Below are 13,199 nucleotides of genomic sequence, written 5' to 3' on the forward strand. Positions count from 1 at the left end.
CCCGATGCTGATCACCGCGAAATCGCAGGCCCCGCGCCCCCACCCTCCCCTTCAGGGGGAGGGTCGCGCCATAGGCGCGGGGTGGGGTCCGCGCAACAAAGACTCGGGCTCACCCCACCCCGGCCTGCTGCGCAGGCCGACCCTCCCCCTGAAGGGGAGGGTGGAAGAACGCCTCGTTTCCGCACGCACGAGAAACAGATAAATCGATGCCCGACCTTCTCCTCGAACTCTTCAGCGAAGAAATCCCCGCCCGCATGCAGCGTCAGGCGGCCGATGATCTGCAGCGGCTGGTCTGCGGCGCGCTCGCCGAAAAGGGGCTGACCTATGAGGGCGCGGCCGCTCATGCGACGCCGCGCCGGCTGGCGCTGCATATCGCCGGCCTGCCCGGCCGCCAGCCCGATACGCGCGAGGAGAAGAAGGGTCCGCGCGTCGGCGCGCCGGAGGCCGCCATTCAGGGCTTTCTGAAGAGCGCCGGCCTCGCGTCGATCGACGAGGCGAAGATCGAGAAGGACGCCAAAAAAGGCGAGTTCTATGTCGCCGTCATCGAGCGCGCCGGGCGCGAGACGATAGAGGTGCTGGCGGATCTGCTGCCGGGAATCGTGAAGAGCTTCCCCTGGCCGAAATCCATGCGCTGGGGCAAGGCCTCGACGCGGCTCGATTCGCTGCGCTGGGTGCGGCCGCTGCAATCCATCCTCGCCACTTTCGGCACCGAGATGGAGACGCCCGACATCGTGCGCTTCTCGGTCGATGGAATCGAGAGCGGCGATCTCTCCCACGGCCATCGCTTCCTGGCGCCGGCGCCCTTCGCGGTGAAGCGCTTCGACGATTACGTGCCCGCGCTCGAGAAGGCGAAGGTCGTGCTCGACGCCGCGCGCCGGCGCGACATCGTCCTTCATGACGCGCGCAATCTCGCTATGGCGCTGGGGCTCGAGCTCATCGAGGACGCCGCGCTTCTCGAGGAGGTCGCCGGCCTCGTCGAATGGCCGGTGACGCTGATGGGCGCTTTCGACGAGAGCTTTCTCTCCATTCCGCCCGAGGTCATTCGCACGACCATTCGCGTCAATCAGAAATGCTTCGTGCTGAAGCGCCATGACGGCGGCCTCGCCAATCGCTTCATCCTCGTCTCGAACATAGAGGCGAGCGATGGCGGCGAGACGATCATCGGCGGCAATCAACGCGTCATCGCCGCGCGTCTGTCGGACGCCAAATTCTTCTATGAGACCGATCTGAAGACGCCGCTCGGCGAGCGCCTGCCCAAGCTCGACAATATCGTATTCCACGAAAAGCTCGGAACGCAGGGCGAGCGCGTGAAGCGCATCGAGGCGCTGGCGCGCGAGTTGGCGCCGATCGTCGGCGCCGATGCGGACAAGGCCGCGCGGGCGGCGACGCTCGCCAAGGCCGATCTCGTCACCGAAATGGTCGGCGAGTTCCCCGAGCTTCAGGGACTCATGGGCCGCTATTATGCGGCGGCGCAGGGCGAGGACGCGGAGGTCGCCGCGGCGCTGGAGGAGCATTACAAGCCGCAGGGGCCGGCGGACCGTATTCCGACCAGCCCGGTGTCCATCGCCGTGGCGCTCGCCGACAAGCTCGACACTCTGGTCGGCTTTTGGGCGATCGACGAGAAGCCGACCGGGAGCAAGGACCCTTATGCGCTGCGGAGAGCGGCGCTGGGCGTCATCCGCCTCGCGCTCGAGAATGAGCTGCGGCTGCCGCTGCGCAAAGCCTTCGCCGCGGCGCAATGGCCTGTCTGGCTCGCGGCGCGCACGCCGCTGCGCGAGCTGGTGACGAGCGAGGTCAATCGCGTCGCCTCGGACCTCTCGCCCAATGGAGCCGCGACTCTCTCGGCCGACGCCGAGGCGCATTTGCGCCGCGACATAGAGAAGCAGCTTCACGCCGTCGGCAGAGAGCCGGGCGCCGAGGCGCCCTCGCCTGCCGCCGAGATTTTCTTGCGCGAGACGCTGCCGCCACTGCTGGCCGCCAATGCGGCCGATCTCCTCGCCTTCTTCATCGACCGCCTGAAGGTCTACCTTCGCGATCGCGGCGCACGATATGACCTCATCGATGCGGCGCTCGGGGCCTCGGCCTCGGCGCAGTCTCGAGAAGGGAGCGCGCAAATGCCGGACGATCTGCTCACCATCACGCGCAAGGTGGAGGCTCTGGGGAAATTCCTCGACACCGACGACGGCAAGAATCTGCTCGCCGGCTTCCGCCGCGCCGCCAATATTCTCAAGATCGAGGAGAAGAAGGACGGCGCCGGCGCCTATGACGAGCCGCACCATCCCAATCTGCGCATGGAGCTGCCCGAGCATAAGCTCGCCGCCGCCATCAAGCGCGCGCGGGAGGAGACCTCCGAGCGGCTCGACAAGGAGAATTTCGAGAGCGCCATGCAGGCGCTGTCGAAGCTGCGCGAGCCTGTCGACGACTTCTTCGAGGCGGTGACGGTGAATTGCGACGATCCGAAAGTGCGCCTCAACCGCCTGCGCCTGCTCGCGGAGCTGCGCGAGGCCATGCTGCAGGTCGCGGATTTCTCGAAAGTGGCGTGAGGCCCCCTCCCCAGCCCTCCCCCGCTTCGCGGGAGAGGGGGCAGATTCGGCGCTTCATCGGGGTTTCGCGTAGCGTTTGCCGTCTCCCTCTCCCGCTATTGCGGGGGAGGGTGAGGGAGGGGGCGCGCTGCTTACGCCCCGTTCCCCGTAAACGTCCGCGGCGCGGGCGAGAGCACCTTGGCGGCGCCGCCGGAAATCTCCAGCACGGAGAGGCCGCGCTCGTTCATGCCGTCGGCCTTGAAGCGGAAGACCCCATCGGCGCCGTTGAAGCCCGACGGATTGACCAGCACATTGTCCGAATAGCGCTGCGAGCCCTGGCTGCGCGACAGAGCGATGGCCAGCGACACGGCGTCATAGGCGAGCGTCGCTATGCGGGCCGGATCGGTGTTGAACTTGGCGCGGTAGCGCTGCGCCAGGGAGTTGAAGCCGGCGTTCTCCGGCGCGACGAACCAAGCGCCTTGCAGCGCCGGAAGCTTCAGCACGCGGGCGTCGTTCCAGAGGCCGGTGCCGAGCACCTGAATGCGCTTGGTGTCGATATGCGCCGCCTGCAATTCCTGCGAGACGGCGGCCATGGCCTCGGCCTGCTCGGGGATGAACAGAGCGTCGATCTGCTCGGCCGCCTGGGCGATGCGCTGCACTGAAGGCTGCACGGCGCCGGGCTTGTAGCGCTCGATCGTCAGCACGCGCATTCCGTGATTGGCCGCGCTCTGCTGGAATTGCGCCAGCGCCACAGTGCCATAATCATTCTCGGGCACGAGCGCGGCGATGGATTTCTTGCCGCGCTGCGCGGCGAAATCGACGATGCGCTCGACATAGCCCTCCACCAGGAAGGACAGGAGATAGACGCCCTTGCCGGCGACGGAGGAATCGGTCGAGAAAGCGATGATCGGCTTGCCCGCGCCGCGGGCGACGCGCGCCGCCTCCTTCACGCCGCTGGCGAAGACGGGGCCGATGACGATCTCCGCGCCCTCGTTTATGGCGTTTTGCGCGGCCTGGGCGGCGCCGGCGGGCGTCGAATGGTCGTCCTTGACCAGAATGGTCACATCATTGGCGCCGCTGTCGGCATAGGCGAGCTTGGCGGCGTTCAGCAGCGAGGCGCCCACCTGGCTCGGCCCGGAGGCCATGGAGAGCGGCACGATCAGCGCGATGCGCGTCGCGCCGCTGCCGATCAGCTCGCCCTCGTTGAGCTGGCCGACCTCAACCTTGCCGAGCGGCGCCGAGAGCCGCAGATCGGGAGCGCCCGGAACGCCGGGCCCCGCCGTGGGATTGCAGGCGCTGAGAAAGGACGCCGCAGCCAAGGCGCAGACGAGGCGCGCCGACGCCGCAGCGCCGCCCCGCCGAAACCTGTTCCGCCTACCCATGACCAATGGAAGCCTCCCGCTCGAACGGCCCGATGAAATCGCCGTCTTATACGCGATTGCGGAAAGCGCGCGGCAACCCCTAAATTGAAATAAAATGGAATTTTGCGGGGAAATTGCGGCCTTGAACGCGCTTTCCATGTTCTGTAAAAAGAACATGCGGACGATTCATCGAACGCATCGGCAGAGAGGCGGGCCATGAGCGAGGGAAAAGTGACGACGCCGGCGGCTTATACCGCTTTCGGCCTGCGGGCGGAGGCGGAGAAGATCGCGCCAGGGCTGCATCTCGTCGCGACGCCGATCGGCAATCTGAAGGATATCTCCTTCCGCGCCTTGTCGACTCTGGCCGCGGCCGACGCCGTCGTGGCGGAGGACACGCGCGTCACCAAGACTTTGCTCGCCCATTATGGGATTTCGACGCCGCTGGTCGCCTATCACGAGCACAACGCCCATGTGATGCGGCCGCATCTCATCGCGCGGCTGGAGGCCGGGGCGGCGCTGGCTCTCGTCTCCGACGCCGGCACGCCGCTGGTCTCCGACCCCGGCTTCAAGCTCGTGGCCGAGTCGCTGGAAAAGGGAATCAAGGTCACATCTGTCCCCGGCCCTTCCGCCGTGCTGGCGGCGCTGGTCGTCGCCGGCCTTCCGACCGACCGCTTCTTCTTCGAGGGATTTTTGCCGCATAAGGGCGGGCCGCGACGCGCGCGCCTCGCCGAGCTGGCGCGCATTCCCGGCACTCTCGTGTTCTTCGAATCGCCCAAGCGCGTCGCCGAGACGCTGGAAGACGCCGCCGCCGTGCTGGGCCCGCGCGACGCCGCCATCGCCCGCGAGCTGACCAAGCTCTATGAATCGGTGCGGCGCGGCAAGCTCGACGCGCTCGCCGCGGCTCTGCGCGAGGAGGAGCCGCCGCGCGGCGAGATCGTCGTGCTGATCGCCCCGCCCGGCGCGGACGCCGAGGCGACGAGCGAGGCGGAGCTCGACGCCAAGCTCGAGGAGGCGCTCGCCGCCCATTCGCTGAAGGACGCCGCCAGCGTCGTCTCCGCCTCCACCGGCCGGCCGCGCCGCGAAGTCTATGCGCGGGCGATCAAGCTCGCCGCCGAGCGCGAGAGCGAGACGCGCGAGTGAGCGAGACGGAAGAAAGGCGCACCCGCTATCGCGGCGGGCTGCGCGCCGAGACGATCGCGGCGCTTTTCCTGAGAGCCAAATTCTACGCCGTCCTCGACCGCCGCTATCGCATTCGCGGCGGCGAGATCGACATTGTGGCGCGTCGCGGGCGGACAATCGCCTTCGTGGAAGTGAAGGCGCGCGCCAATCTCGACGAAGCGATGATCTCCATCACCGAGGAGAAGCGCCGGCGCATCTCCCGCGCGGCGTCGAAATGGCTCGCGTCCAATCCCTGGGCCGCAGACCATGTGCTGCGCGGCGACGCGGTCTATATCGCGCCGAAGCGCCTGCCGCTGCATGTGGAAGCGGCGTTCGAGCTGGATTTGGGGTGAGCGAGTAGCGAGTAGCGAGTAGCGAGTAGAACTACTCGCTACTCGCTATTCGCCCCATCGTCAGCTCGCGAGGCTCTGCGCCAGCTCTTCCGTATGCGCCTGAGTGCGGCGGGCCATATGGTCGATCTCGCGGGCGAGCGTCACGATCGACTCGGCGCCAGCGCCGGTCATGGCCATGGCGCTGGCCACTTGCGAGACATGCTGCGACATGGCCGAGGCGCTGTCGGCGGCCGAGCGCACGCTGCGGGTGATGTCCTTGGTGGCGGCGTCCTGCTCATGCACGGCGGAAGTGATGATCGCCGAAATATGCTCCACCTCTGCGATCTTGTTCTTGATCTTGTCGATGGAGGAGACGGAGAGATTGGTCGCCGCCTGAATCTCGGAAATCTGATCGGCGATCTCCTGCGTCGCCTTGCCGGTCTGGGTGGCGAGGCTCTTGACCTCCTGCGCCACCACAGCGAAGCCGCGGCCCGCCTCGCCGGCGCGCGCCGCCTCTATGGTGGCGTTGAGCGCGAGAAGATTGGTCTGCGCCGCGATGCGCGAGATGAGGCTCACCACATCGCCGACGCGATTGGCGGCGGCGGAGAGGCGCAGCATCTCGGCGCTGGAGCCATTGGTCTCCTGCACGGCCTGGCGCACGACTGTGGTCGACTCCACCGCCTGACGGCTGATCTCGCCGATCGCCTCCAGCAATTGCTCCGAGGCGGTGGCGACCGAGGCGACGTCGGCGGCCGCCTGCAACGAGGCGGTGCGGGCGAAATCCGTATCCTCGCGGGCGCGACGTTCCTGCACGATCATCTCCTCCGATGCGCCGGCCATTTTCTTCGTCAGCTCGCCGAGCGCCGCGGTCGTCGCCGAAAGTTCGTGGGAATAATGCTCGACCTGCTCGCGAATGACGGCCTCGCGGCGCAGCCGCTCCTCGCGGTCGTCACGGGCGCGGATCTCGGCCGCCATCTCATTATTGGCCCGCACCGCGTCTCTCAGCACGATCAAGGCCTTGGAGATCGCGCCGATCTCGTCGCCGCGCTCCGCGCCCTGCACCACAATGGTGGTGTCGCCGGCGGCGAGATCGGCCATTTGGCGGGCGATGGTCTTGATCGGCGAGGCGATGGTGCGGTGAATGGTGGGGATGGAGACGCCGACCACGAGAAAGGCCGCCGCCAGCGTGCCGAGCAGCAGCTCGAGCGATAGCGTCGCCGCCGCCTGATTGGCCGTCACCGCCAGCTGCGACGCCCGCGCCGCATTGGCCGGATCGGCCGCCGCCCCGGTCAAATCGCGGACATTGGCGACCGAGACATAGGCGGTCGCGCCCATGAGCAGCAGCAGAGCCAGAAAAAGGAACTGCCTGAGCGCGAGGCCAGCGCCGATCGAGGTGAACCGCATTGGGGGCTGTATCCAGTTTGTTCCGGTCTTGACAGTTGTCCGTCGTTTTAGACCGATCTCCTTCAAGCGGAGTTAACGTCTATATGGTCGGGACGCCCGAAATCGAGGAAGCGCTTTCGCCCCGGGACGAAAAGCGTTACTTCCTCGGGTCCGGCCCGAGAGGCCGGCGCGGTGCGCCACGAAAGAGACATCGAGAGCATGATCGACGTCGCGGTCCAGATGGACCCCCTGGACAAAATCAATTTCGCCGGAGATTCCACCTTCGCGCTGATGCTCGAGGCGCAAAGACGCGGCCATCGCCTGTGGCACTACACGCCGGACAAGCTGTCGCTCGGCGCGGGACGGCTGAGCGCGCCGGCGCGGGAGATCGCCGTCTATGACGATTCCGCGCGCTATTACGAGCTGGGCGAGGAGCGCGTGCTCGATCTCGCCAGCGTCGACGTCGTGCTGCTGCGCCAGGACCCGCCCTTCGACCTCGCCTATATCACCTCGACGCATTTTCTGGAGAAAATCCAGTCGCGCACGCTCGTCGTCAATGATCCGTCCGCCGTGCGCAACGCGCCGGAAAAAGTCTTCGTCATGGAATTCGCCGATCTGATGCCGCCGACGCTGCTGACGCGCGACCGGGCGGCGATCGAGGCGTTCCGCGCCGAGCATGGCGAGATCGTCATGAAGCCGCTCTACGGCCATGGCGGCGCCAGCGTGTTCAAGGTGGAGCCGGTCGATCCCAATTTCGGCTCGCTGTTCGATCTCTTTTCCTCGATCTTCCGCGAGCCTTGGGTCGTGCAGCGCTTTCTGCCGGCCGTCAGCAAGGGCGACAAGCGCATATTGCTGGTGGACGGCGAGCCGCTCGGCGCAGTGAATCGCGTTCCGGCGGAGAACGACATTCGTTCCAACATGGTGCGCGGCGGCGCGGCGGCCTCGACGGCGCTGACCGAGCGCGAGCGCGAAATCTGCGCGCGGCTCGGCCCGGCGCTGCGCGAGCGCGGCCTGCTGTTCGTCGGCATAGACGTCATCGACGGCAATCTGACCGAGATCAACGTCACCTCCCCCACCGGCCTGCGGGCGCTCGCCCGGCTCGGCGGACCCGACCTCGCCGCGCCGATCTTCGACGCGATCGAGGCCAAGCTCGCGAGGCTGCGCGCGAATGGCTGACGCGCGCAAAGCCGCGCTGCGCCCGCGGGAGGAGCCATTGCAGGAGGAGCCTTTGAAGCCCGTGCGGCCGCAGCCGCCGAGCGCGCAGGGCCTGCGCGCGACGCTCGGCGAAAAGATCGCCGCCGTGAGCAGAGCCGCCAAGCCCGGCGAGCCGCCGCGCGCGGCGGTGGTCGAGATATTGCGCAATGTGCTGGCCGACAGCCATGAGATCGCGCGCGCCTATCTCGAATCCGGCGGCAAGGGCCTCGTCTGCGCGCGCTATCTCTCCGATCTCGAGGATGAGATCATCGGCGCGATCTATGATTATGTCGTGCGCTTCGTCTATGTCGCCGATAATCCGACCTTCGGCGAGCGGCTGACCATCGTCGCCGTCGGCGGCTATGGGCGCGGCACTCTGGCGCCCGGCTCCGACATCGATCTTCTGTTCCTGCTTCCCTATAAGCAGACGCCCTGGGGCGAGAGCGTCGTGGAGGCGATCCTCTATGTGCTCTGGGATCTGCGCCAGAAGGTCGGCCATTCGAGCCGCTCCGTCGCCGAATGCCTGCGCCAGGCGCGCGCCGACATCACCATTCGCACCACAATATTGGAAGCGCGCTTCATCCTCGGCAGCTCGGAGCTCTTTCACGAGCTGCTCGAGAGCTTCGATCGCGAGATCATGCGCGTCGACGCGCGCCAATTCGTCGCCGCCAAGCTCACCGAGCGCGATCAGCGCGTCTCGCGCGCCGGCTCCTCGCGCTATCTCGTCGAGCCCAATGTCAAGGAGAGCAAGGGCGGCCTGCGCGATCTGCACACTTTGTTCTGGATCGCCAAATATGTCTATCGCGTGCGCGAGCCGGAGGAGCTCGTCGCCGCGGGACTCTTCACGCGCAGCGAGCTGACGCTCTTCCAGCGCTGCGAGGAATTTCTGTGGCGCGTGCGCTGCCAGCTGCATTTTTCCACCGGCCGCGCCGAAGAGCGCCTCTCCTTCGATCTGCAGCCCATGCTCGCCGCGAAGTTCGGCTATCACGATCGCGCCGGCCTGTCGCACACCGAGCGCTTCATGAAGCATTACTTCCTGGTCGCCAAGGACGTCGGCGACCTCACCGCCATCGTCTGCGCGGCGCTGGAGGCGCGCGAGGCCAAGCCGCCGGCGATGCTTGACCGCGTGCTCGGCCGGCTGCGACGGCGCTCGCGCAAAATGCCGTCGAATGATTTCATCGTCGAGCACGACCGCGTCAATGTCGCGGCCGAGGATCTATTCCGCCGCGATCCGGTGAATATCATCCGCCTGTTCTGGACCGCCGACCGCTATGGCCTCGCAATCCATCCCGACGCCGTGCGCGTCGTCACGCGCTCGCTGCGGCTGATCGACTCCGATCTGCGCGCGAGCAAGGAGGCGAACCGGCTGTTCCTCGAGATTCTGCTGTCGCACAACACGACGGAGACCGTGCTGCGGCGCATGAACGAGACCGGCGTGCTCGGGCGCTTCATTCCCGAATTCGGCCGCATCGTCGCGATGATGCAGTTCAACATGTATCATCACTATACGGTCGACGAGCATCTCCTGCGCGCCGTCGGCGCGCTGGCGGCGTTGGAATCGGGCCGCGGGCCGAAGCAAGCCGCGCTCGCCAACGATATTCTGCCGACCATCTCCAATCGCAAGACGCTCTATCTCGGCCTGCTGCTGCACGATATCGCCAAGGGCCGCAAGGAGGATCATTCGGTGGCCGGCGCGGCCATCGCGCATTCGCTGTGCCCGCGTCTCGGCTTCGATCCCGGCGAGACGGATACGGTCGCCTGGCTGGTGCAGCATCATCTGCTGATGTCCAGCATAGCGCAGAGCCGCGATCTCTCCGACCGCCGCACGATCGAGAATTTCGCCGCCATCGTGCAGACGATGGAGCGGCTGAAAATGCTGCTCGTGCTGACCATGTGCGACATTCATGCGGTCGGCCCCGGCGTGCTCGACGCCTGGAAGGCGCAGCTGCTGAACGTGCTCTATTGGGAGACGGAAGTGGTGCTCGGCGGCGGCCATTCGGCGGCCGATCGCAAGAGCCGCGTCGCCCAAGCGAAAGAGGAGCTGCGCGCCGCGCTCTCGGATTGGAGCGAGACCGAATTCCAGGCCTATGCGCAGCGGCATTACTCCGCCTATTGGCTGAAGGCCGATCTTTCCCGCAAGGTGCGCCATGCGCGCCTGCTCCGCGATTTGAAAGACGCCAAGGCGCCGCTCGTCACCACGGTCGATCTCGACACGAAGAGCGGCGCGGTGGAGCTCACCGTCGTCGCACAGGATCATCGGCGTCTGCTGTCGATCATCGCCGGCGCCTGCGCCGCCAGCGGCGCCAATATCGTCGACGCGCATATTTTCACCACGGCGGACGGGCTCGCGCTCGACACCATCTTCTTCTCGCGCGCATTTCCGCTGGACGACGACGAATTGCGCCGCGCGCGCCGCGTCGCCGATTACATAGAAAAAGCGCTGCGCGGCGAGATCGCCATCTCCGAGGCGGTGGCCGCGCGCAGCGCGCAGCGCGATTCGACGACGGCCTTCGACATCGCGCCGGGCGTCGTCATCGACAATAGCTTCGCCAATATGGCGACCGTCATCGAGGTCTCCGGCCTCGACCGCGTCGGCCTGCTGTTCGATCTGACCAACGCCATCTCCAATCTCAATCTCAACATCGGCTCCGCTCATATCGTGACCTTCGGGGAACGGGCCGTGGACGCCTTCTATGTGACCGATCTGACCGGCGGGAAAATCGTCTCGCCGGCGCGACAAGCGGCGATAAAGCGCCAATTGCTGGACGTCTTCGCGCTTCGCGTGCGAAAGGCCTCCGGCGGGGGCGCGGGCGCCGCCCCGACTTGATTTTGCGCGCTCCCGCACTGATATCGGGGGCGTTTCATCGCCAATGGAAGAGATCATGAGCGACGATAAGAAAAAGGACACGCAGGAAGAGGCTCGCGCCCGTCAGGCCGAGGACGCCGAGGCCTCCGCTCTGGCGCAGCCCGGCGCCGAATCCGACATCGCCGAGCCCGAGCCCTTCACCGAGCTCGCCAATCTCCACGCCGAGGTCGCCAGCTTGAAGGACAAGCTGCTGCGCACGCTCGCCGATATGGAGAATCTGCGCCGGCGGACCGAGAAGGAGATCGCCGACGCCAAGACCTATGGCGTCACCAATTTCGCCCGCGAGATGCTGACCTTCGCCGATAATCTGCGCCGCGCGGTCGACAGCGTGCCGGCAAAGGCGCGCGAGGGCCTCGAGCAGAGCCTGTCCACTTTCATCGAAGGCGTCGAGCTGACCGAGCGCGATTTCGTCTCCCGCCTCGCCCGCTTCGGCGTCAAGAAGATCGAGGCGCAAGGCCAGCGTTTCGACCCCAATCAGCACGAGGCGCTGTTCGAGATCCCGGACGAGAGCGTGCCGCATGGCACGGTCGCGCAAGTGGTCGAGCCCGGCTATACGATCGGCGAGCGCGTGCTGCGCCCCGCCAAGGTCGGAATCTCGCGGGGCGGACCAAAGGCCTGACCCTATGCTTTTTCTGGATGACCGGGAGCGCGCGACGTGGTGACGCCGCGCGTCAGAGCCAGTCATTGCGGCGAAAGCGCCAATAGAGCGTCGCGCAGATCGCCACCGTCGCCGCGAGGATGAGGAAATAGCCGTAGCGCCATTCGAGCTCCGGCATATTCTTGAAATTCATCCCGTAAATGCCGGCGATCGCTGTCGGCACGGCGAGAATGGCGCCCCAGGCGGCGAGCCGCCGCGTGATATGGGTCTGCTGCATCTGGCCGTTCATCAGGCTCGCCTCGAAGGCGAAGGCCAGCACCTCGCGCAAGGTGGCGATCTGCTCGCGCACGCGCAGAATATGGTCGGTCACGTCGCGAAAATGCGGACGCATGGCGGCGTCGATCGCCATCACCTCCGTATGCTCCAGGCGTTGGCAGACGTCGACCAGCGGCGCGACGGCGTTGCCGAGCCGCAACAGATCGCGACGCAGCGCATAGAGCCGATCGACATGCGCCTTGTCCGGCGCTTGCGCGAGAATATGATCCTCTATCTCTTCGACTTCCGCATTGATCGTCGCCAGCACGGGAAAGTAATTGTCCACGATGAAATCGAGAATGGCGTAGACGATATAATCCTCGCCCTCCGAGAGCCCATGCGGCGCCGCCTCGCAACGCTCGCGCACATGCGCGTAGGAGCTGGAGGCGCCGTGGCGGATCGACAGCACATAGCCCTTGCCGACGAAGAGATGCGTCTCGCCGAAAGCGATGCGGCCATTCTCCATTTGCGCGGTGCGCGCGACGATGAACAGGCCGTCGCCATATTGCTCGAGCTTGGGATATTGATGCGCCTTGCCGGCGTCCTCTATCGCCAGAGGATGCAGATCGAACTGCCGCTGCACGCGCGCCAGCAGCGCGAAAGACGGCTCATAGAGGCCGATCCAAACGACATGGCCGGGACGCGCGGCGAAGGCGCCGGCGTCGTCGATCGCAATGTCCTGAAGCCGGCGGCCGTCGGCATAGACGGCGGCGGCGATCACGCCGGGCTCACGCCCGTCGCTCTGCGCAGCGCTCGATACACTCATGCTCAGGGCCTCATCGGAGGATCGATCGGCGACGATCTAAGCGCCGCCGTCGATGAAGGCAATCGTCCCTCTTCCGCCGATCGAGCCCCGCGCTTCACATCAGCGCGCGAAAATCCTCGACAGTGATCGGCGCGACGAGATTCTGCGCATCGTCCAAGATCTCGTAGAGCAGGCCCTTCCCATAGATGGTGAAGAAAACGATCACGTCCTGATCGCCGCCGCCCTCGCGATGCGGATCCTCCGTCGGCGGGCTGACCTTGTAGCTGCCCACCGGCCGCGCCTCCTTCAGCTCGTCATTGGCGTGATAGAGGCGATGCTCGCCTTGAATCACGAAGGTCTTGTTCAGAGTCTTGTGACGATGCAGCAGGATTTTCTCATTGGCGGCGAATTTGTACAAGACATGAACGATGCCGGCCTCGTCATCGATATTCAGCACGGAGAGCCAGAGGTGATCGATCCCCTCGAGTCTCTTCCAATCGATGTTCTCGTCGTTAAAAATGAATTTCGTCATCGCGCTTTCCTCCCGGTCCGAGGCGACCGGGACAGCCTGGCGAAAGAGGCCGCGCCGCGCCATGGACGCCATCCCTCCGGGCGCCGGGCGAATTGCCCGAGACGAGCGAGAGAGGCCGGCCCCGCCCGAGCCCGCGCTCGCGCCTTACGAAAGTTTCATGCGGCCGCCACTGTGGCGTAAGCTCGCGAACACC

General features: G+C 66.1%; 10 protein-coding genes. 6 read left to right on the top strand and 4 right to left on the bottom strand.

The genetic code is table 11. From position 1 onward, the window contains the following. The first annotated feature begins 206 nt into the window (after positions 1–206). Positions 207–2,543, top strand: a complete 2,337-nt coding sequence (gene glyS, locus METLW4_RS0108035; RefSeq protein WP_026191344.1) for a glycine--tRNA ligase subunit beta — start codon at positions 207–209, stop codon at positions 2,541–2,543. A 131-nt stretch (positions 2,544–2,674) separates the two neighbouring features. On the opposite strand, the gene METLW4_RS0108040 is transcribed toward glyS, so the two are convergent. After that, on the bottom strand, positions 2,675–3,904 hold the full coding sequence (locus tag METLW4_RS0108040; protein ID WP_026191345.1) for a penicillin-binding protein activator: 1,230 nt from the start codon (positions 3,902–3,904) through the stop codon (positions 2,675–2,677). Positions 3,905–4,099: 195 nt separating this feature from the next. Between METLW4_RS0108040 and rsmI the strand changes: the two genes are divergently transcribed. Together rsmI and METLW4_RS0108050 are read left to right on the top strand one after the other, a co-directional pair. After that, positions 4,100–5,023: a 16S rRNA (cytidine(1402)-2'-O)-methyltransferase gene (gene rsmI, locus METLW4_RS0108045; RefSeq protein ID WP_018265695.1), complete on the top strand. Its 924-nt coding sequence runs from the start codon at positions 4,100–4,102 to the stop codon at positions 5,021–5,023. After that, entirely contained in the window at positions 5,020–5,394 is a 375-nt protein-coding gene (locus METLW4_RS0108050) for a YraN family protein (protein ID WP_018265696.1), read from the top strand. Before rsmI ends, METLW4_RS0108050 begins: the two co-directional genes overlap by 4 nt. A 60-nt stretch (positions 5,395–5,454) precedes the next feature. Here METLW4_RS0108050 and METLW4_RS0108055 read toward each other — a convergent pair whose 3' ends face one another. After that, positions 5,455–6,777: a methyl-accepting chemotaxis protein gene (locus tag METLW4_RS0108055; RefSeq protein ID WP_018265697.1), complete on the bottom strand. Its 1,323-nt coding sequence runs from the start codon at positions 6,775–6,777 to the stop codon at positions 5,455–5,457. 198 nt (positions 6,778–6,975) lie between these two features. On the opposite strand from METLW4_RS0108055, the gene gshB reads away from it, so the two are divergent. Genes gshB through grpE form a run of 3 tightly spaced genes read left to right on the top strand, consistent with a single transcriptional unit; the run spans position 6,976 to position 11,435 of the window. Further along, positions 6,976–7,932, top strand: coding sequence for a glutathione synthase (gene gshB, locus METLW4_RS0108060; RefSeq protein WP_018265698.1), 957 nt, complete (start codon positions 6,976–6,978; stop codon positions 7,930–7,932). Then, on the top strand, positions 7,925–10,777 hold the full coding sequence (locus tag METLW4_RS0108065) for a [protein-PII] uridylyltransferase (protein ID WP_018265699.1): 2,853 nt from the start codon (positions 7,925–7,927) through the stop codon (positions 10,775–10,777). The genes gshB and METLW4_RS0108065 overlap by 8 nt, the downstream gene beginning before the upstream one ends. 55 nt (positions 10,778–10,832) lie before the next feature. Next, positions 10,833–11,435: a nucleotide exchange factor GrpE gene (gene grpE / locus METLW4_RS0108070; RefSeq protein ID WP_026191346.1), complete on the top strand. Its 603-nt coding sequence runs from the start codon at positions 10,833–10,835 to the stop codon at positions 11,433–11,435. Between the two features lie 52 nt (positions 11,436–11,487). Here the strand turns inward: grpE and corA are convergent, their stop codons facing one another. Both corA and METLW4_RS0108080 read right to left on the bottom strand, forming a co-directional pair. Continuing rightward, positions 11,488–12,495: a magnesium/cobalt transporter CorA gene (corA, locus tag METLW4_RS0108075; protein WP_026191347.1), complete on the bottom strand. Its 1,008-nt coding sequence runs from the start codon at positions 12,493–12,495 to the stop codon at positions 11,488–11,490. Positions 12,496–12,589: 94 nt separating this feature from the next. Continuing rightward, complete coding sequence (locus METLW4_RS0108080; RefSeq protein ID WP_026191348.1) at positions 12,590–13,006, bottom strand: cupin domain-containing protein; 417 nt, start codon at positions 13,004–13,006, stop codon at positions 12,590–12,592. Between the last annotated feature and the right edge of the window lie 193 nt (positions 13,007–13,199).

It is taken from the genome of Methylosinus sp. LW4 (assembly GCF_000379125.1).
Lineage (GTDB): Bacteria > Pseudomonadota > Alphaproteobacteria > Rhizobiales > Beijerinckiaceae > Methylosinus.

Coding starts and splice junctions, on each gene's coding strand:
- gshB (WP_018265698.1), top strand. CDS start 6,976: ATGATCGACGTCGCGGTCCAGATGGACCCCCTGGACAAAATCAATTTC.
- rsmI (WP_018265695.1), top strand. CDS start 4,100: ATGAGCGAGGGAAAAGTGACGACGCCGGCGGCTTATACCGCTTTCGGC.
- METLW4_RS0108065 (WP_018265699.1), top strand. CDS start 7,925: ATGGCTGACGCGCGCAAAGCCGCGCTGCGCCCGCGGGAGGAGCCATTG.
- METLW4_RS0108080 (WP_026191348.1), bottom strand. CDS start 13,006: ATGACGAAATTCATTTTTAACGACGAGAACATCGATTGGAAGAGACTC.
- grpE (WP_026191346.1), top strand. CDS start 10,833: ATGAGCGACGATAAGAAAAAGGACACGCAGGAAGAGGCTCGCGCCCGT.
- corA (WP_026191347.1), bottom strand. CDS start 12,495: ATGAGTGTATCGAGCGCTGCGCAGAGCGACGGGCGTGAGCCCGGCGTG.
- METLW4_RS0108055 (WP_018265697.1), bottom strand. CDS start 6,777: ATGCGGTTCACCTCGATCGGCGCTGGCCTCGCGCTCAGGCAGTTCCTT.
- METLW4_RS0108040 (WP_026191345.1), bottom strand. CDS start 3,904: ATGGGTAGGCGGAACAGGTTTCGGCGGGGCGGCGCTGCGGCGTCGGCG.
- glyS (WP_026191344.1), top strand. CDS start 207: ATGCCCGACCTTCTCCTCGAACTCTTCAGCGAAGAAATCCCCGCCCGC.